This is a genomic window from Pyxidicoccus sp. M6 (assembly GCF_055568925.1).
This window is the reverse complement of record NZ_CM145714.1, coordinates 8,390,026-8,407,925: the sequence shown is the minus strand read 5'-3', so window position 1 is coordinate 8,407,925 and position 17,900 is coordinate 8,390,026. Positions and strand designations below refer to the sequence as shown.

Here is a 17,900-nt window from a genome sequence, read left to right as displayed (position 1 = left end):
AGCATCCGCTCCATGGACGTTCAGGGCTTCCATCATGTTGCAATCCAGGCGAAGGACCTGGAGCGGGTCACGGCCTTCTACCGGGACCTCCTTGGTTTCCCGGAGCTGACCCGCCACCTGCGGCCAGACGGCTCCCTGAGGAGCATCTGGGTGGGCGTGCCCGGAGGTGGCTTCCTGGCCATCGAGGCGGCGAGCCAGGAGCCGGAGGCGCTTCCCTTCCGGCACGAGCGGCCGGGCCTGCTGCTCCTCGCCTTCCGGATACCGAAGTCCGCGAGGGCGGGCGTGGTGGAGACCTTCACCCGGGCAGGCGTGCCCCTGGAGCACGAGACGCGCTGGACGGTGTACGTGAGGGACCCGGAGGGCAACCGCGTGGCGCTCAGCCACCACCCCGAGGACTAGCGCTCCCTTACGCGGGGGCGGCCACGCTTGCGGAGCGGGACGGGGCACGGCTACAAGCCAGGGCCATGCGCCTGGGTGAACTGCTCGTGAAGGAAGGCCTCGTCACGCCCGAGGGAATCGAGGAGGCACTCGAGGCGCAGGTGGTGCACGGCGGGCGGCTCGGGACGAACCTGGTGGAGCTGGGTCTTTTGTCCGAGCAGGACCTGGCGAAGACGCTCGGTCAACTGCACAACACGGCCTTCGCCTCCGGGGAGCTGGTGCCGGACCCGAAGGCGCTCGCGCTGGTGTCGGCGAACCACGCGGACGACAAGGAATACCTGCCCATGCGGGTGGACGCGACGCGGCTGAGCGTCGCCGTCCTCAATCCGCATGACTTCGAGACGCTGGACAAGATTGCCTTCAAGACGGGCAAGCGCGTGGTGCCGGTGGTCATCCCCGAGTTCCGGATGAACCAGATGCTGCGGCGCCACTGCAAGGCGTTCCGGCCGCTGCGCGCCATCGACATGAACGCCATCCGCGTGAGGCCCGCGCCGGGCGCGCAGGCGGAGCTGGCGAAGGCGGACGAGCGGCCGCCCGACCTGATGAGCGAGGAGGAGTTCCAGTCCGTCTACGCGCAGGCGCTGCGCGGCGGCGCGGACTACGAGGCCGACCACGCCGAGGCGGAGGAGGTCATCACCGGCGTGGAGGTGGTGGAGCCCGTGCCCGCGCCGGTGGCCCCTGTCACGCAGCGGCCGGTGGCGCCGCAGGTCCAGGTCCCGGTGCAGCCGCAGCGCCCGGTGCCGGTGGTGCCCACGCAGCCCTTCCCCATGACGCCGCCGCCGGTGACGACGGTGCCGCCCGCGCAGCCGCAGCGTCCGGCCGCGCCCATGGCGGCGGCGACTCCTCAGCCCCCGCCGGTGCAGCGGCCTCCGGAGCCGCCGCCCACGCCGCTCACCTTCGCCGAGGCGCAGGCGGAGCTGGCACGCAGCGCGGACCGCGAGGACGTGGCGCGCACGGTGCTGCGCTTCGCGCTGGGCAAGTGGAAGCGGAACCTCCTGTTGTCGGTGCAGGGCAGCCTCGTGACGGGCTGGCACGGCATGGGCGCGGGCGTGCGCGAGGCGGCGGTGCGCCGCATCGGCGTGGCGCTGAGGGAGCAGAGCACCTTCCGGCTCGTGCGTGACACGCGCTCGCACTTCATCGGCCCGGTGAAGCGGGACGCGGCGATGGGCGTGTTCTACAAGCTCTTGGGCGGCGGCTTCCCGACGACGGCCGTCATCCTCCCGCTGCTGGTGCGCGGCAAGGTGGTGCACCTGCTCTACGTGGACAACGGGCCGGACCAGCTCACCCCGCCCGACGTCGGCGAGCTCCTCATCCTCTCGCAGAGCGTGGGCCGCTCGTACGAGGCGATGATGCGGCGGCGCAAGAGCGCGTAGGGACCTTCCGTCATGGCTCGGCTCCCTCCGGATATCGAGCTGCTGAGGGCGGCCCGGAAGTCTCCCGTGGCCGGCCTCCGGTGGTGCGAGGAGGGAGAGACACCGTCCGGCTACCTTGATGCGGAAGGGCTCGATGCGCGGGTGCGGGCCTCGTGGAAACGGATGTTTCGCGAGCTTCACTTCATCGCGGAGGTGGCGGACGGGAGCTGGCTCGCGCTCTGGAAGCACCGGCCGCGTCTTGCGCTGACCCGTGCGCCGCTGGTGAGGCTGGACACCGAGGGGCAGCTCTCGTGTGACGCCGCCACGCTGGCCGACTACCTCGTGCGGGAGTCGGAGGCGGACGACTCGCTGATTGAATGGTTCACGTCGCGGGGCATCGACGTGGCCCGTGACTTCGGCGGCGTCGTGGCCCGCTGCCGCTTCGAGCCCGACCCGCAGGGACGGCGGGAGCGGCTGGAAGAAGGGGAGCCGCTGGAAGTGCCCATCCGTGAGGGCAAGCCCGCGTCGCCGGAGGACCTGCTGGGCATGAGCGGGACGGATACGCGCGCCCGCGCGTATGTCGAGCGCATCGAGCAGGCGGAGCGTCCCCTGGAGCTGGCGTGCGACTTCGCGGGGCGCATCTCGACGGTGTGGCTGAAGCCGGACCACCTGGCCGAGCCCGTCGAAGTCCGAGGTGTTACGCCCGGTGGTTCCACAGGCCCGCTGGAGAGCTGGGGAGCACCGAGCCGGGTGGGGAAGGGCTGGAAGCGGTGGGACGTGGGAGATGTTGCCCTGCACGTCGAGTCGGAGCGGAGGCGTGTCCGGCAGTTGACGTTGATGTACCGGCCATCGCTTTCGGCGCACCTGCGCTGATGCCGGTCCGAGCGCCCGGCCGCATATCGGGCCGCACGAGGAGCCGCCGTGGACCCCAAGAACCCTCATGAGACTCCGAGCGAGGAAGCCCAGCTCCGCGCGCTGCTCGCCGCGATGGAGGCTGCCAACCGGGGAGACGTCTGGCTGCGCCTTCCGCTGCACGGTGTGAATCCGCTGCTGGACCGGCTGGCGGAGGCCTTCAACACCGGCGTCGCGCTGCAAGCAGGGCGCGAGGCCCGGCTGTCCGCCTTCGTCGCGGAAGTCTCGCGAGTCGCCCGCGAGGTGGGCGTCGAGGGACGGCTGGGTGGACAGGTGGAGCTGAAGGACCTGTCCGGCCCCTGGAAGGAGATTGCCGAGGGCGTGAATGTCCTCGCCGCCAGCCTCACCGCGCAGGTGCGGTGCCTCGCGAAGGTAAGCGAGGCCGTGGCCCGGGGTGACCTGACGGAGAAGGTCACCGTGGACGTGCGCGGCGAGAGCCTCGCGCTGAAGAACACCATCAACACGATGGTGGACCAGCTCCAGGCCTTCGCGGCGGAAGTCACGCGCGTCGCGAAGGAGGTGGGCCCGGAAGGGAAGGTCGCGGAACAGCCTCGGATTCCGGGCGTGACGGGCGTGTGGAAGGACCTCACGGACAACGTGAGCTTCACGGAGCAGCTCGCGCTCGCGTCCCGGTACAAGAGCGAGTTCCTCGCGAACATGAGCCACGAGCTGCGCACGCCGCTCAACAGCCTGCTCATCCTCGCGAAGGTGCTCTGTGAGAACAAGGAACAGCACCTGAGCCCGAAGGAGGTGGAGTACGCGAAGACCATCCACGCGTCGGGCGCGGACCTGCTGAACCTCATCAACGACATCCTCGACCTGTCGAAGGTGGAGGCCGGAAAGCTCCGCGTGGAGCCGTGCGACGTCCCGCTCTCCGAGCTGAAGCAGTTCGTCGAACGGAGCTTCACGCACGTGGCCGAGCACAAGGGCCTGGGCTTCAGCGTCACGCTCGGCGACGAGCTGCCGTACGGCCTGCGCACGGACCCGCAGCGCCTGCAGCAGGTGCTGAAGAACCTGCTCTCCAATGCCTTCAAGTTCACGGACACCGGGCGCGTGGAGCTGCACATCCGCACGGTGGAGGGCCAGCGCTTCGACAGCGAGCTGCTCAATCGCGCCGACCGTGTGCTGGCCTTCAGCGTGGTGGACAGCGGCATCGGCATTCCGAAGGAGATGCAGCACCTCGTCTTCGAGGCCTTCCAGCAGGCGGACGGCAGCACCAGCCGCAAGTTCGGAGGCACCGGTCTGGGACTCTCCATCAGTCGCGAGCTGTCGCGGCTGCTCGGCGGGGAGCTGCACCTGGAGAGCGAGCCGGGGAAGGGGAGCACCTTCACGCTGTTCCTGCCCCGGGTCTACGTGGGCCCGGAGGAAGTATCGAGCGCGAGCGCTCCGGTCGTTCCGAGTCCGGAGCCTATCGTACGCAACGTGCCGCCGCTGACAGCCGCGTCGACGGAGGGGCTCGCGGGGCGCAAGGTGCTCGTCGTGGACGACGACATCCGCAACATCTTCGCGCTGACCAGCGTTCTCGAAGGCCGAGGGCTGGAGGTGCTCCACGCGGAGAACGGCCGTGAGGGCATCAACACGCTGCATGCCCACCCGGACGTGAATGCCGTCCTCATGGACGTGATGATGCCGGAGCTGGACGGCTACGAGACGATGCGCGCCATCCGGAAGGACCCGCGCTTCGCCGACCTGTGCATCATCGCAATCACGGCCAAGGCGCTGAAGGACGAGCGCGAGAAGTGCCTCGCCGCCGGAGCCAGTGACTACCTGACGAAGCCCGTGGACACAGAGCAGTTGCTCGCGCTGCTGCGAAGCTGACCCCGCGCCACGTGTTACGGCGCGGGGCCACCACTGTGCTTACTGCTCCTCCTCAGGAGGCGCCTCGAAGTCCACGTCGAACGCGACGCGCTGGCCTGATTCGAGCTTGAACGTCCGCTGCCAGCGCGAGTTGTTCACCACGACGAGGAGCTGGTGCGTACCCTCGTAGAGGTCCAGTTCCTCGACGGGCGCGGCGCCCACGAGGCGGCCGTCGATGGTGACGATGGCCCCCTTCGGCGCGCGCACGGTGGCGAAGCCCTTGTTGAGGAAGAACTGCTGCGCGGTGCGGCCACCCGCCGGCACGGTGATGGTGCGAGTCACCTGGATGCCGAGCACCGGGTTGCTCAGAGTCAGCACGTGCCGGCCCGCGGGCACGGACGCGGAGAGCGGCGTGCGTCCCAGGTACTGGCCCGGGATGGACGCCTCCACGCGCGGCTCCACGGTGAGGTCGAGCATGCCCATCGGGATGCCCGCGTCCACCACGCTTGCCTTGGCTGTCGCGCCCGCATCGGCGACTGCGTCCAGCGGCGTCACGGAAGCTGCGCCCGCGTCGACCTCGGCCTCGATGTTGGAGGGCAGCCGCTTGAGCACCACCGCCGCCGCGCCGAGCGTGAGCACCAGGCCGATCACCACCAGGCCAATCCACGCACGTGACGGCTTCGCGGCGGCCGCGGCACCAACGGGAACCGGACCACCCGCTGGCTGGGCTCCCGCAGCGGGGTTCGCGGCAACAGGAGCCGGAGCCACTGTTCCATTCGAGCCTGTCGTGCCAGTTGCGGGAGCCGGCGTGCTCGCGGCATCCGACACCTGCGAGTGAGAGCCACTCGCCGGCCCCTGAGCGGTAGTGCTCGGAACCTGCGCGTGAGAGCCAGTGGACGGCCCCAGCGCCGCAACGCTCGCGACCTGTGCATGAGAGCCGGTAGATGGCCCCTGTGCCGTAGTGCTCGCGACCTGCGCGTGAGAGCCGGTGGACGGCCCCTGCGCCGCGGTGCTCGGAACCTGCGCATGCGAGCCGGTAGTCGGGCCCGCGGACGCCGCCTGCGCATCCGCCCCAGTGCTCGCGCCCTCGGGAGCCGCCGAGCTCAGGTTCACCGGCCCCGACACAGAGAGCTGCCCCGGCAGTGCCGGCCACTTCGCCGGCAGCACACCCGCGGGCAGCGCCCCACGGGCCAGGAACTCCGCCACCACCGGCGGCGACATCCCGGCCTTCTGCATCACCTCCGCGATGCCGGCCTCAATCACCCGGCGCCGCGCCGCCCGCGCCTCGTGCTCGGGCGGGAAGTACTTCGCCATGAACTCGGCGAACTGCGCGTGCGTGGGCAGCGTACCCACCGCCTCCACCAGCGCCTCGCGGAACGCGAGCGCCGTCGGATACCGGTCATACGCGCGCTTCGTCGTCGCCTTCCGCACCACCGCGTCAATCTTCAGCGGCACGTCCTGCGGCAGCGGCGGCAGCGAGCGGTTCAGCACCGCCTTGTCCGGGTCCGCCGTCTCCTTGAACGGCATCTTCCCCGACAGGCTCTCATGCAGCACGAGCCCCAGCAGGAACACGTCCGACTGCACGTTCACGGCCTCGCGCCCGCCCAGCAACTGCTCCGGAGCGCTGTACTTTCGCCGGTTCTTCACGCGTTTGCCGTCGCGCTCGCGCGGAGCCACGCCCAGCGCGCCGTAGCCCGTCACCTTCGTCACGCCGCCGAAGGAGATCATCAGCGTCTCCGGGCGGATGTCGCCGTGCACCAGCGGCGTGCCGTCGTCATTGCCCGCGACGTGCGCGTAGTGCAGGCCCATGGCCGCGTCAGCGATGACCAGCGCGGCGAACTGTGGCGGCAGGCGAGGGTGGGCCTCCAGCAGACGGCGCAGCGGCTCGCCGTCGGCGAACTCCGTGACGCGCGCCACGCCGCCGTCCTGGAGGGCCAGGCCGTGGACGCGGAGGATGTTGGGGTGCTCGAAGACGAGCGCGCGCGCGGTTTCGCGCTGCAGCCTCGCCGTCATCTCCGGGTTCTGCGCAATCTCCTGCGGCGCCCAGATGAGCACCACGGGGCGGGGGGGCGAACCGTCCTCCAGGGCCAACCCGAGGAAGGCTCGCGAGCCTTCCCCGGCCAGCAGGGGACCGAGGGACTGGTAACGGACCGAACTCATACGCCCCATGCTAGTGCGAGACGCACGAGTCCAGAAATCCCGGACGCCCGGCCCCCTACCTGTAGCACCCTAGAGGCTCTGCCCCTGAGGCTCGAAGGGCAGCGTGATGTGGTACCCGTACCGGCCCCGCCGCACGAGCAGCAACACGCTCCGTCCGCGTCGCGCCGTCAGCAGCGCCTCCCGGAACGCATCCGCCGTGGGCACCGGCTGGTTGTTCACCCGGAGGATGATGTCTCCCGGCTCCAGCCCCACCTCGGCCGCCGCCGAGTCGGGCCGCACGCCCGATACCGCCAGGACGCCCTTCACCTCCTTCACCCTCAGTCCCAGCCGCTCCCATGCCAGCCCCTCGACCATGCGGGCGGGGAACTCCACCGGCGTCACCTGCACCGTCCGTGTGCCGCCGTCGCGGAACAGGACGACGGGGAAGGCCGAGCGCGCCGGGTAGCCGCGCACGCGGGTCTCGAAGTCCTCCGCATCCTGGATGCGGGAACCCCCCAGCTCCGCCACCACGTCACCGCGCTTCACGCCGGCCTGGGCCGCGGGGCTGCCGGGCTCCACGCTCGTCACCAGCGCGCCATAGGCGCGGTCCCACCCGAGCTGCCTGGCCACGCGCGGCTGCAGGTCCATCGTGTCGATGCCCACCCACGCCGGCCGCACCTTCCCGAAGCGCGTGAGCTCGTCGACGATGCGCCGCACCTTGTCCGCGGGAATCGCGAAGCCGATGCCCTGCGCGCCGCCGCCGAAGATGGCGGTGTTGATGCCGATGATTTCCCCATCCACGTTGAGCAGCGGCCCGCCCGAGTTGCCCGGGTTGATGGCCGCGTCCGTCTGGATGAAGTCGTTGTAGACGCGGTCGTCCGCGCGGAACGTGCGCCCCGTGGCGGACACCACGCCGGCCGTCACCGTCTTGCTCAGGCCGAAGGGGCTCCCAATCGCAATCACCGTCTCGCCAATCATCAGGTCCGAGCTGGTGCCGAGCTTCGCCGTGGGCAGCGGCTCGCGCGCGTTCACCTTCAGCACCGCGAGGTCATTGGCCGCGTCGCTGCCAATCACCTCCGCGTCGAACGAACGCCCATCCGCCAGCACCACGTGGATGGCCGAGGCGCCGCGGATGACGTGGTCATTGGTGACGATGGTGCCGGACGCGTCGATGATGGCGCCGCTGCCCAGGCCCTCGATTTTCTGCCGTTCCTGCTCGCCGCCGCCCATGCCGCCGAAGAACTCCTCCAGCGGGGAGCGCCGGCCGCGGAAGCGCGACTCCACCTCCTGCTCGGTGCCGATGTAGACGACGGCCGGGGACACCTTCTGCACCACCTCGACGATGGCGTCCCGGCGCCGGGCCAGGTCCGCGCTCGCGCTTCCCGAGGCCAGCAGGGCCAGCACCACCAGGCTCCACCTCATGACTCCAGGCTTCATTCCCATCCTCCGTGCCACCAGCGAATGTCTCACGCGTGACAACCCGACTGTCGGGAAGGCCGCAGCCCAGCTCCCAGTCGCTGGTGGCGATGCGCCGCTCTTCATAGATCAGTCCGCTCATCCGTGAACGATTGCATCTCCAGGATGCACGCGCTCACCCCGGTGGCCATGCACCGTCGGGGGAGGCCGTTATCCTGGCAGCGCGCCGTCGAGACGAGGCGCGCTGGAGCCGAGGGAGTGGAAGCGTATGAGTCTCGTCCTGGTCGCGGACGATGAGCCGGCGGTGTTGGAGGTCCTCAGTCAGGTGGTCGAGGACCTGGGCCACGACGTCCTGAGGGCGCGAGACGGCGAGGAAGCGCTCGGGCTCGCGAGGGCCCGCAGGCCGCAGCTCGTGGTGACGGACCACATGATGCCGCGCCTCAGCGGCGTGGAGCTCTGCCGCCGGCTGAAGCAGGACACGCAGCTCAAGGACGTGCCCATCATCCTCCTGAGCGCCGTGCTGCCGCAGGGCGCGCCGGAGGCCTCGGCCTTCCTCCACAAGCCCTTCGAAATCACCGACTTCGAGTCCGTCATCCGACAGTCGCTGGCCTCCGCGCCGCGCCCGGAGCCCGTGGAAGTGGGCTCGCCGGTGGAGGCGCTGGGACAGTGGGTGGCTCGGACGCTCCAGGGTCCGCTGGATGCGGCGCGAGCGCAGCTCCGTCAGCTGGAGGCCGCGCCCGCGGTGGACCGCTCGGCGCTGGCGGCGCTGGACGCGCAGCTTCAATCCCTGGAGGCGCTGGGGCGCACGTTGAAGGACGTGACGCGGCTGGCGGCGGGAGGCATGGCGCTCCAGCCGGTCGAGTTCGACGTGCTCCTGTCCAACGCGGTGAAGCAGGCGCGGGGCGAGTGAGGCAGCGGCCTCAGGCCTTCTGCGACTTCAGCATCCAGCCAATCATCTTGTAGAGCAGGCGGGCGCCGACGTTGCCGTCCCACTCGCCACCCTCGGGGTCCGGCGACACTTCCATCAGGTCGAACCCGACGATGGTGCGCCCGGAGCGGACGACGCCGGAGATGAGCGCCACCGTCTCGGGGAAGGACAGGCCGCCCGGCACCGGCGTGCCCGTGTGCGGGCAGAGCACCGGGTCCATGCCGTCGATGTCGAAGGACAGGTAGACGTGCTGTGGGAGCAGTGCGACCATTTCGTCCACCTGCCGGTTCCAGGGCACGCCGTCGAAGCGCTTGTTCTGCAGCGTGGCGTCGAAGAAGCCGTGTACGCGGCCCTTGGAGTCCTCGATGTAGCGGAACTCCTCCTGGCTCATGTCGCGCAGGCCCACCTGGACGAGCGTCTTCACGCCGGGGATGCGCTCCATGACGTTGTACATGATGGACGCGTGGGACCAGGTGAAGCCCTCGTAGGCCACGCGCAGGTCGGCGTGCGCGTCGAGGTGGAGCACGCCCATGCCGGGGTACTTCTCCGCGTGCGCGCGGATGATGCCGTACGAGCACGAGTGGTCTCCGCCCACCGCGCCCACGCGCTTGCCCTTCTCCAGCCAGTGCTTCGCGGTGCGGTAGACGTGCTCGTTCATCTGGTCGCAGAGCGCGTTGACGTCATTGGAGGCCTTGATGAGCTCGGCCTCGCCGGAGTGGATGCCGCCGGCCTCGATGACGACCTGGGCGCGCTCCTTGGCGCGGGTGTTCCAGTCGCGCAGCTCCTGGGGCTCGTCGAGCATGGCGATGCCGCGCTCATAGGGGCGGCCCGTCTCCACGTCGAAGAGGTCCACCTGCCGGCTGGCGTCGAGCACGGCGGCGGGGCCCTCGGAGGTGCCTCCGCCGTAGCTGGTGGTGGCCTCGAAGGGCACGGGGATGAGGACGACATGGGCCTCGTCCGGCGAGTGCGGGAGGCCAAAGACGCCGGAGCCCGGCTGGGCGGCGGCGCTGGGGTCGAAGTGGGTGGACATGGCGGCGCAGGATAAGGGGACGGGCTCCGGGCGCAACGGTCTTCCGCTCAGGGCGGCTCCCTGCACTCCTTCCTCTTGGTGGCCGGGTCTTCCAGGCACGCCAGGTCTGCTTCGCAGTCAACGTCCTCCCGGCACCCGGTGCCCGCCGGGCAGTCGTAGCCTGCGCCTCCATTCATGCCACTCACCGTGAAGCCCTTGTCTTCGACAGATTCGAAGATGGGGAGATTCGCAAAGGAGCCCATCTGGGAAGCGGCGACCTCGACGGTCCCCTCTTTATGTTCGACTCGCAAGGCAGTGCCAAATGCTTGCCTGACGGCGCTGGCGATGGCCTCGGCGACCTCGCCCTTCTTGGACTCTCCACTGACATTGACTGGCATGTGACTGTCGCATGTTCCGCCGTCACTGGTGAACTCAAAGTCTCGGCGTGTCTGACCGTCACTGATGGAGAAGGACTCACCATCATGAATCTTGTCGCCGGAAATCGCGGTAATGGATCCGCTCGCACCGCGTGCATCCTGGGACAGTGAGCAAGTGGAATCACAGGTTCCACAGGCGAGGGAGTTGCCGTCGTCGCACGCCTCCTTGCCCTCGTGGATGTAGCCATCACCGCACCGGGCAAACAGGCATGTGGCGCTGACGCAATCATCATCATTGTCATTTCTCTTGTCATCGCACTGCTCGCCCCGCGCGAAATCGACGTAGCCGTTGCCACAGTACTCCGTGGACTGGCAGTCGTAGCTGCAGCCGTCTCCACTTACGGTGTTGCCGTCGTCGCACACTTCCTTCACGTCGCGATAGCCATTACCGCATTTTTCGATTGACCGGCAGTCGGCACTGCAGCCGTCGCCAGAGCGGGCGTTGCCGTCGTCGCAGACCTCGCCCCGTGCACTGTCATGGTAGGAATTGCCGCAGTACTCCGTGGACTTGCAGTTGGCGCTGCAGCCGTCTCCGCTTTCGTTATTACCGTCGTCGCACGCCTCTCCCGGGTCGACGCGGGAGTTACCGCAGCCCTTCGTGGACTTACAGTCGGAGTTACAGAGAGGTCCGTTGACGCTGTTGCGGTAGTCGCAGACCTCGCCGATCCGCTCGTCGACGAAGCCATTGCCACATTCCTCATTGGACTTGCAGTCAGCGCTGCAGCCGTCACCATCGATGACGTTGCCGTCGTCACAGGCTTCGCCATCCTGGGTGAAGCCATCACCACAGTCGTTCTCGATACAGACCGACTGGTGGGCGGCGCACTTCAGGCCGATAGGGCAGACCGCTCCCGTCGGACACGTCGTGCTCATGGGTTCGACGCACGAAGGGGTCGAGAGGAAGAGGAGCGTCAACGCAAGCGTGGAGTTGAGAGCAGCGCTGCGCGGAAACAAGAGGGCACGTTTCATCGGGGACCTCATCAGAAGCGGAACGTTCCCAGCACACCGCCAGCGCCGACGCCGACGACTGGTGTGACGGCCACGACCTGTTCGGCCTCATTCGGCGAGCGGAGGTGTGGCTGGGTCCGGTTGAAGAAGAGCATCACCGCGCCGGTGGTCAGCGCCGCGCCGCCAACGGCATACGCGGCCACCGCCGCCTTCTGCATCACGTTGCCCTGGCTGTGCAGCCGTGCGAGCCCTGGCTCGGGAACACAGCCGCCGCAGTCGGTGACGCCCGCGTCGAAGTCGTTGAACCGCCCTCGGGCCTCGTGATGGAGGAGCCCGCCTCCCGCGGCCACGGCCAGTCCCGTTCCCATCACCGTCCAGGGGACCCAGGTGGGCCAGCGCCGGCGGTACTCGGTGAGCTCGGCCGCGGTGTAGACCTTGAGGGCGAAGTGCTCCTTCTTGCCCGGCATGAGCGTCGGCGTCTTCTCGGTGGTCAGGTGTCCTTCCTTGACGGCGACGATGCTGTGCATGCCGGGGCGCACCAGGCCCTGGAAGCGGCCGGGTGCCACGAACAGCGTCCGGCCATCCATCGTCACGGAGGTCCCAGACTGGTCGCACGAAACATCCACCCAGGCGAGCTGCTGCTCGATGAGCGTCTTGTAATCGAGTGCGTGCTCGAACCTGCCCGTCTCCAGCGGGTCCGGCCCATGGCGCATCGCCGCCACCAGGTGCTTGTGGACCTCGATGGGCTGGTCCAGGTTCATCAGCGCCAGCGCCAGGTTGTAGTGGATGGCCGGGTGGTTCCAGTGCTCGAGCGCCTCGCGGTACTGGCGGCTGGCCTCGACGAAGAGGGACTCCTTCAGCCGCTCGTTGCCTGCCTTGAACAAGGCCCGCGCCGTCTGCCGCTCCTTCAACGAGACACCCGTGACCCAGGGATGTCCCTCCCCGGCATCGAGCAGCGCGGGAACCTGCTGCGCGAGGGCGGAGGAGGTCCACAGTGCGACCAGCACCAACGCCATTCCAGACGGAAAGCTGTTCTTCATTCCTCTCACGGGAGCCTCACTTCAGGTCTTCGATGAACCTGCTGCCGAGCGTGGCCTCGATACGGCTGGCCCGCTCCTGCTCGCGCCGCAGCAGGAGCTCTGCTTCCTTCCGGGCCTCGCGTGCAGCCGTGGCGCTGTGCTCGGCACGAACCTTCGCGAGCCGGGCGCGCCATTGCGCCCGCTGGGCCCGCTTCAATGCGGAACGCAGCGCCTCGTTCTTGTGGGACAGCTCGAGATTGGTGAACTCGACCTGGGCGTTGGCAGCCTCGGCCTGGAGCTGGGCCTTGCGGCGTTCCTCTTCCTTGGCCTGCACCTCGGCCAGACGCTGCTTCGCTTCGGCTTCGGAGCCGCGAGCCAGCGCCTCGGCATCGCGTGCGGCTGCCTCGGCACGCAGGGCCAGGCGGGCCTGACGCTCGGCCTCGCGCCGCGCGTTGCCGATGACGACCAGCGCCACCGCCGCCGCGACGAACAGCAGCAACGCGAGGGTGGTGGCCCCCGCCACCAGCGCCCGCCGGAGTCTTGCCGCCCGTGCCGAGAACGCGAAGACGGCGTCGAGGAAGTCCTTCTGGAGCTGTGGCAGCTCTCCCCGGTAGCGACGCTGGAAGCGCCGCGCTTCGTCCACCATCTCCCCGCGCCAGAGCAGCCCCGGGTCGCGGGACTTGGCCTCCCATTGCCGGGCGGCGTTGCGGAGCTGCTCGAGGAACGCCGCGTCCTCCTGTCCCTCGTCGAGCCAGCGGAGCAGGGTGGGCCACCCGAGGATGAGCGACTCATGCACCAGCTCCACCGCGGCGCCGCTGGAGCCGCTCCCCGTCTGGATGACCAGCAGTCGCGCCTGCACGAGATGGTCGATGAGCCGCTGCACGTCCCCGCCGTCCCGGGACAGCTCACGCAGCTCTTCCAGCGGAACGATGGCGCGCGTGCGCTCCGGAGTGACGAGGCGGAGGAACACGGCCCGCGCCAGCACGTGCTCCTGGGAAGACAGCCCGGCGAGGACGCCATCGGCATGGGTGGCGAGCGCGCCGGAGATGCCTCCGAGCTTCTGATAGGCGCTCTCGGTCAGCAGCCGCTGTGTGGTGTCCCGGGCCTCCCAGAGCCGCGTGGCGGCGAACTGCAGCAGGGGCAGCGCGCCCGGCGCGGACTCCAGGTGCGCGAGCATCTGGTCGACCATGGCCGGCGTCTCGTAGCGGTACCCGGCCAGCTCCGCCGGCTGGACGAGTGCGTCCCGAAGCTCCTCGCGGTGTGGACTGCCGAGGAAGAAGAGGCCCGCGCCGAGCTCGGTCATGAAGTGCTCGTCCTCCGAGGCGCGGTCGAGGAAATCGGAGCGGAGGGAGAGCACGACGCGGATGGGCGAGGTGGCATCGTCCGCGATGCCGGAGAGGCAGGCGGTGAAGGCCCGGCGTTCATCGGCGTCGGGCACCAGCGTATAGAGCTCCTCGAACTGGTCGACGAAGAGGAGGATGCGCCTGCGCGTCTGCCGGGCACGGCTGCGCAGCACCGCGCCCACGTAGCCGGCCTGGGTGCGCAGGTGTTGGGTGAGCTGCTGCTGCTTGCGGAGGTCCTCCTCCACGGAGGGAGAGGAGGTGATGAGTGGCGCCACGAGGCCAGCCAGCGCCGCCAGGGGATGACGCCCGGGGCGGATGATGAAGGACTCCCAGGCGTCTCCCGAGCGCTTGAGGACGGGAATCAGTCCGGCGCGGATGAAGGAGGACTTGCCCGCGCCGGAGGGGCCGACGACGGCCATGAGCGGCCGGTCCTGGATGCGGTGGACCAGCGCGGCGGTCTGGCGGGAGCGGCCGAAGAAGCGGTTCGCGTCCGCCTCCTGGAAGGAGCTGAGGCCCGCGTAGGGGCTCTCGTCGACGCGGAGGTCCCGGATGTATCGCCCGGGGAGGAACGGCTCCAGGGCTCGCAGCAACGACGGCATCGACACACTGCCACAAGTCCTCCACCCTTGATTGAGCGCGTGACCGTCACGCTACCGGTTCACCCTCTCAAGGGAGAGAAGTTGCCGGTCGCCCGGTTCATTCGCAGCCGGGACGGTCGGCGCTACGTCGACGTGGAGCATCCTCCCGGACAGTACATGCGACTGCCGCTCGAGTGGACGGACCGCTCCCCACCCCTCGTTCCGCCGAGCGTTGAGGGACGCGCGGTCCGCCTCTCCGTCCCCGCTCTGCTCGAGCTTGCCGGTGCGGTGCAGGTGGTGCTCGGCCGCACCCACGGCCCGTCAGCCACGCCCCTGGCCCAGGGTGGACCTACGTTGACACATGCCAACGTGTCCTTCCCAGAAATCCGGCCCGCCGTGGGCGGCACTGCCCGTGACGGCAAGACAGCAACTGCTCGGCACGTGGGCCGCCTTGCTGCGCAAGGCGCTGCGCGCCGAAACCGTGGACGCGGAGGAAGGCGATGAACGACAAGGTTCGAGCCACGCATCTGGAGCGTCGAGCGGTGGTGTACCTGCGCCAGTCCACGCTCAGGCAGGTCCACGAGCATCGTGAGTCCACGGCCCGTCAGTACGCCCTGCGCCAGCGTGCTCTGGAACTGGGCTGGCCGCCCGAGCGCATTGACCTCATCGATGAAGACATGGGCCAGAGCGGTTCGAGCGCGGAGTGGAGGGCGGGCTTCCAGCGCATGGCCGAGGATGTCGCGCACGGACGCGTCGGCGCCATCTTCTCGCTGGAAGTCTCTCGTCTGGCGCGCTCCTCGGCGGACTGGCACCGGCTGCTGGAGTTGTGCGGCCTGGCCGACGTGCTGCTGGCCGATGAGCAGGCGGTCTACACCCCTGGCGACTACAACGACCGGTTGCTGCTTGGGCTCAAGGGCACCATGAGCGAAGCCGAGCTGTACTGGATGCGGCTGCGTTTGCAGGGCGGCAAGCTGTCCAAGGCCCGACGAGGTGCCCTCCGCCTCTCGTCACCCGTGGGCTATGAGTGGGAGGAGACGACGGGCCGGTTTCGCTTCGACCCCGACGAAGGGGTGCAGCGAGCCGTACGCCTCGTTTTCGAGCGCTTCCGCCTGGAGGGCAGTGCCTACGGTGTGCTGCGCTACTTCATGGGAAACGGGTTGAAGATGCCGGTGCGCCATCCGGGCACGCACCAGGTGCACTGGGGGCCACCGCGCTACACCCTGCTGCTCTCCATGCTCCACAACCCCACCTATACCGGTGCCTACGTCTTCGGGCGCAATGAGAGGCATATGGCGTTGGTGGACGGGCAGGTGCGGCGCCAGCGCAGCGCGCGGCTGCCGCAGGAGGCATGGAAGGTGTGTCTGAAGAACCACCACCCGGCCTACCTCAGCTGGGAGGAATACATGGCCAACCAGAAGAAGCTCGCTACCAACCACCCCAGCTACCAGCAGCCGGACCAGCGCGGTGCTGCCCGCGAGGGGAGCGCTCTGTTGCAGGGGCTGGTGCTATGTGGCCGGTGCGGTCACCGGATGCAGACCTCCTACCGGGATTCCGCGCGTCCGTACTACGAGTGCCGCCGCCTCACCGACAAGGGCAGCTGCTGGACGGTGTCGGCTGCGGGCATTGACGAGGCCGTCGCCCGACTCTTCCTGGAGACGGTGCAGCCGCCGGAGATTGAGCTGGGCCTGGCCGTCACCCGGGAGGTGGAGCGTCAGGCCCAGGAGGTGGAGCGCCAGTGGAGACTCCGGCTGGAGCGCGCGCGTTACGAGGCGCAACTGGCCGAGCGCCGTTACAAGGCGGTGGACCCGGACAACCGCGTGGTGGCCCGCACGCTGGAGCGCGAGTGGAACGAGAAGCTGGGCGAGTCGGAGGCGCTCGAGCGCGAGCACCAGCAGGTGCTGCGGCGCGAGAAGGTAGAGCTCACGAGCCAGGACAGAGCACGCCTGCTCGAGCTGGCCAAGGACTTGTCGTATGTCTGGCACGCGCGGAGCACGACGAATGCGGAGCGCAAGAACCTGCTGCGGATTCTGGTGAGGGAAGTGGTGCTCAGCCCCGTGGACGTCCCGAAGCGCGGAATCCACATCCAACTGCTATGGCAGACCGGGACGTGCAGCGACATCACCATTGCGCGTCGCCCTTCCTACGCGCGGGCCACCTCACCCGAGGTCATCCAACTCATTGGCACGCTGGCCAAAGAGAGGAGTGACAGGGAGGTAGCAGCCGAGCTGAACCGCAGGGGGCTGCTGTCTGGAGTCAAGCGCGCCTGGGACAAGGAGGCGGTGCGCTGGGTACGCAGGCGCTACGGCATACGGCGCCAGCCCGCGGGACGACGGGGGCGGCCACGGCAGCAGGAGCGCCGGGCCGACGGCCTCTACTCCACGCACGGTGTCGCCGCGCTGCTGGGCGTGACTGAACCCGTGGTGCGCTCCTGGGTGGAGAAGGGCTGGCTGCGATGCGTCGAGGGGGGTGGCCCCGGCAGCCCTCGGTGGTTCAGGCTCGACCGCTCGACACGCAAGCAGCTGAGGGCCACCAGGAGCCGGGGAAATGAACCCAGCGGGCGTAGACCTGCTCAAATAAGTGCGGAGGAGGAGGGGCATTATGCATAGGCCATCACGAGAGCGCATCCGGGAAGCGCTCCTCCTTGTGCTTGAGCAGGCAGCGGTCCACCACGGCGGCCAGCTCCACGGGCGTGTCAGGCGCCACGTCACGCAGGCGCGGCATCGGCTCGTCGAGCAATCCGGTGACCATGAGCTGCGTTCCGGAGAGCGGGTCCAGCGGGTGCCGGCCCGCGAGCATGCGGAACAGGATGATGCCCACCGCCCAGATGTCCGTCCGGTGGTCGACGGCGACGCCGTTGCCCCACTGCTCCGGGGACATGTACGGCAGCGTGCCGAGCAGGGTGCCCTGGCGCGTGAGGTTGGCGGTCTCCTCACGCGAGCCAGTGGTGGCGCGCGGCTGGAGCTCCGCGAGCAGCGCCTTCGGAGAGGCCTCGCCATGGGCCTCGTCCGTCTGGAGCACCTTGGCGATGCCGAAGTCCAGCACCTTGATGGTGCCGGAGTCGGTGACGAGGATGTTGTCGGGCTTGAGGTCGCGGTGGACGATTTTCTGCTCGTGGGCGCAGGACAGGGCACGCACCACGGGGACCATCAGCTCCACGGCCCGCGCGGGTGGCAGGCGAGGGCAGCCCTTGAGGAGCCGGCTGAGGGGCTGGCCCTGGAGGAACTCCAGGACCATGTATGGGCTTGCACCGACTTCGCCGACCTCGTGGATGATGACGATGTTCTCGTGGCTGCACTGCGCGGTGGCTCGCGCCTCGATGAGGAACCGGCGGGTGAACTGCGAGTCCTGGGTGTGCAGGAGCTTGATGGCCACTCGGCGGCCGAGCCTCGTGTCGCGCGCGAGGAAGACGGTGCCCATGCCGCCGCTGCCGAGCTGGCGGATGAGCTCGTAATGGTGGATGCGCATGCCGGGCCCGAGCAGGGTAGGGGCCAGCGGGGGCTTGTTCGGCGCGGGCGTGCCGCGCGAGGCGACGGCCTCGTTCGTATACATGGGACGGTCCCCCTTTCGGAACGCACGGTTCCCGG

13 protein-coding genes are annotated in these 17,900 nt (G+C 69.1%); 6 read left to right on the top strand and 7 right to left on the bottom strand.

The window, feature by feature from the left end; all coding sequences use genetic code 11:
* Nucleotides 1-12 precede the first annotated feature (12 nt).
* The 4 genes from ACVTJA_RS32955 (at nucleotide 13) to ACVTJA_RS32940 (ending at nucleotide 4,520) form a co-directional block, all read left to right on the top strand.
* Nucleotides 13-399, top strand: a complete 387-nt coding sequence (locus tag ACVTJA_RS32955; RefSeq protein ID WP_465825541.1) for a VOC family protein — start codon at nucleotides 13-15, stop codon at nucleotides 397-399.
* A 65-nt stretch (nucleotides 400-464) separates the two neighbouring features.
* Nucleotides 465-1,811 (top strand): GspE/PulE/PilB domain-containing protein, encoded by a 1,347-nt coding sequence (locus ACVTJA_RS32950; RefSeq protein WP_465825540.1) that lies wholly within the window; start codon nucleotides 465-467, stop codon nucleotides 1,809-1,811.
* Between the two features lie 12 nt (nucleotides 1,812-1,823).
* On the top strand, nucleotides 1,824-2,663 hold the full coding sequence (locus ACVTJA_RS32945; RefSeq protein ID WP_465825539.1) for a hypothetical protein: 840 nt from the start codon (nucleotides 1,824-1,826) through the stop codon (nucleotides 2,661-2,663).
* A gap of 48 nt (nucleotides 2,664-2,711) precedes the next feature.
* Entirely contained in the window at nucleotides 2,712-4,520 is a 1,809-nt protein-coding gene (locus ACVTJA_RS32940) for an ATP-binding protein (RefSeq protein WP_465825538.1), read from the top strand.
* Nucleotides 4,521-4,559: 39 nt separating this feature from the next.
* On the opposite strand, the gene ACVTJA_RS32935 is transcribed toward ACVTJA_RS32940, so the two are convergent.
* Together ACVTJA_RS32935 and ACVTJA_RS32930 are read right to left on the bottom strand one after the other, a co-directional pair.
* Nucleotides 4,560-6,659 (bottom strand): protein kinase domain-containing protein, encoded by a 2,100-nt coding sequence (locus ACVTJA_RS32935; protein WP_465825537.1) that lies wholly within the window; start codon nucleotides 6,657-6,659, stop codon nucleotides 4,560-4,562.
* 69 nt (nucleotides 6,660-6,728) lie between these two features.
* A complete protein-coding gene (locus ACVTJA_RS32930; protein WP_465825536.1) occupies nucleotides 6,729-8,075 on the bottom strand; it encodes a Do family serine endopeptidase in 1,347 nt (448 codons plus the stop codon).
* 247 nt (nucleotides 8,076-8,322) lie between these two features.
* On the opposite strand from ACVTJA_RS32930, the gene ACVTJA_RS32925 reads away from it, so the two are divergent.
* Nucleotides 8,323-8,964: a response regulator gene (locus ACVTJA_RS32925; RefSeq protein ID WP_465825535.1), complete on the top strand. Its 642-nt coding sequence runs from the start codon at nucleotides 8,323-8,325 to the stop codon at nucleotides 8,962-8,964.
* 10 nt (nucleotides 8,965-8,974) lie between these two features.
* On the opposite strand, the gene ACVTJA_RS32920 is transcribed toward ACVTJA_RS32925, so the two are convergent.
* The 4 genes from ACVTJA_RS32920 to ACVTJA_RS32905 are packed head-to-tail and all read right to left on the bottom strand — an operon-like array spanning nucleotide 8,975 to nucleotide 14,337.
* Nucleotides 8,975-10,012 (bottom strand): agmatinase family protein, encoded by a 1,038-nt coding sequence (locus ACVTJA_RS32920; RefSeq protein ID WP_465825534.1) that lies wholly within the window; start codon nucleotides 10,010-10,012, stop codon nucleotides 8,975-8,977.
* Between the two features lie 47 nt (nucleotides 10,013-10,059).
* Nucleotides 10,060-11,397: a DUF4215 domain-containing protein gene (locus ACVTJA_RS32915; protein WP_465825533.1), complete on the bottom strand. Its 1,338-nt coding sequence runs from the start codon at nucleotides 11,395-11,397 to the stop codon at nucleotides 10,060-10,062.
* 11 nt (nucleotides 11,398-11,408) lie between these two features.
* On the bottom strand, nucleotides 11,409-12,416 hold the full coding sequence (locus tag ACVTJA_RS32910; protein WP_465825532.1) for a hypothetical protein: 1,008 nt from the start codon (nucleotides 12,414-12,416) through the stop codon (nucleotides 11,409-11,411).
* A gap of 16 nt (nucleotides 12,417-12,432) precedes the next feature.
* Nucleotides 12,433-14,337 (bottom strand): nSTAND1 domain-containing NTPase, encoded by a 1,905-nt coding sequence (locus ACVTJA_RS32905; RefSeq protein ID WP_465840566.1) that lies wholly within the window; start codon nucleotides 14,335-14,337, stop codon nucleotides 12,433-12,435.
* A gap of 479 nt (nucleotides 14,338-14,816) precedes the next feature.
* Between ACVTJA_RS32905 and ACVTJA_RS32900 the strand changes: the two genes are divergently transcribed.
* Nucleotides 14,817-16,922, top strand: coding sequence for a recombinase family protein (locus tag ACVTJA_RS32900; RefSeq protein WP_465825531.1), 2,106 nt, complete (start codon nucleotides 14,817-14,819; stop codon nucleotides 16,920-16,922).
* A 4-nt stretch (nucleotides 16,923-16,926) separates the two neighbouring features.
* Here ACVTJA_RS32900 and ACVTJA_RS32895 read toward each other — a convergent pair whose 3' ends face one another.
* Nucleotides 16,927-17,865, bottom strand: coding sequence for a serine/threonine-protein kinase (locus tag ACVTJA_RS32895; protein WP_465825530.1), 939 nt, complete (start codon nucleotides 17,863-17,865; stop codon nucleotides 16,927-16,929).
* Nucleotides 17,866-17,900 lie beyond the last annotated feature (35 nt).

Excerpts from the sequence above, each read along its gene's own strand:
- ACVTJA_RS32955 (WP_465825541.1), top strand. The coding sequence starts at position 13 with ATGGACGTTCAGGGCTTCCATCATGTTGCAATCCAGGCGAAGGACCTG.
- ACVTJA_RS32950 (WP_465825540.1), top strand. The coding sequence starts at position 465 with ATGCGCCTGGGTGAACTGCTCGTGAAGGAAGGCCTCGTCACGCCCGAG.
- ACVTJA_RS32945 (WP_465825539.1), top strand. The coding sequence starts at position 1,824 with ATGGCTCGGCTCCCTCCGGATATCGAGCTGCTGAGGGCGGCCCGGAAG.
- ACVTJA_RS32935 (WP_465825537.1), bottom strand. The coding sequence starts at position 6,659 with ATGAGTTCGGTCCGTTACCAGTCCCTCGGTCCCCTGCTGGCCGGGGAA.
- ACVTJA_RS32930 (WP_465825536.1), bottom strand. The coding sequence starts at position 8,075 with ATGAAGCCTGGAGTCATGAGGTGGAGCCTGGTGGTGCTGGCCCTGCTG.
- ACVTJA_RS32925 (WP_465825535.1), top strand. The coding sequence starts at position 8,323 with ATGAGTCTCGTCCTGGTCGCGGACGATGAGCCGGCGGTGTTGGAGGTC.
- ACVTJA_RS32920 (WP_465825534.1), bottom strand. The coding sequence starts at position 10,012 with ATGTCCACCCACTTCGACCCCAGCGCCGCCGCCCAGCCGGGCTCCGGC.
- ACVTJA_RS32915 (WP_465825533.1), bottom strand. The coding sequence starts at position 11,397 with ATGAAACGTGCCCTCTTGTTTCCGCGCAGCGCTGCTCTCAACTCCACG.
- ACVTJA_RS32910 (WP_465825532.1), bottom strand. The coding sequence starts at position 12,416 with ATGAAGAACAGCTTTCCGTCTGGAATGGCGTTGGTGCTGGTCGCACTG.
- ACVTJA_RS32905 (WP_465840566.1), bottom strand. The coding sequence starts at position 14,337 with ATGCCGTCGTTGCTGCGAGCCCTGGAGCCGTTCCTCCCCGGGCGATAC.
- ACVTJA_RS32900 (WP_465825531.1), top strand. The coding sequence starts at position 14,817 with ATGAACGACAAGGTTCGAGCCACGCATCTGGAGCGTCGAGCGGTGGTG.
- ACVTJA_RS32895 (WP_465825530.1), bottom strand. The coding sequence starts at position 17,865 with ATGTATACGAACGAGGCCGTCGCCTCGCGCGGCACGCCCGCGCCGAAC.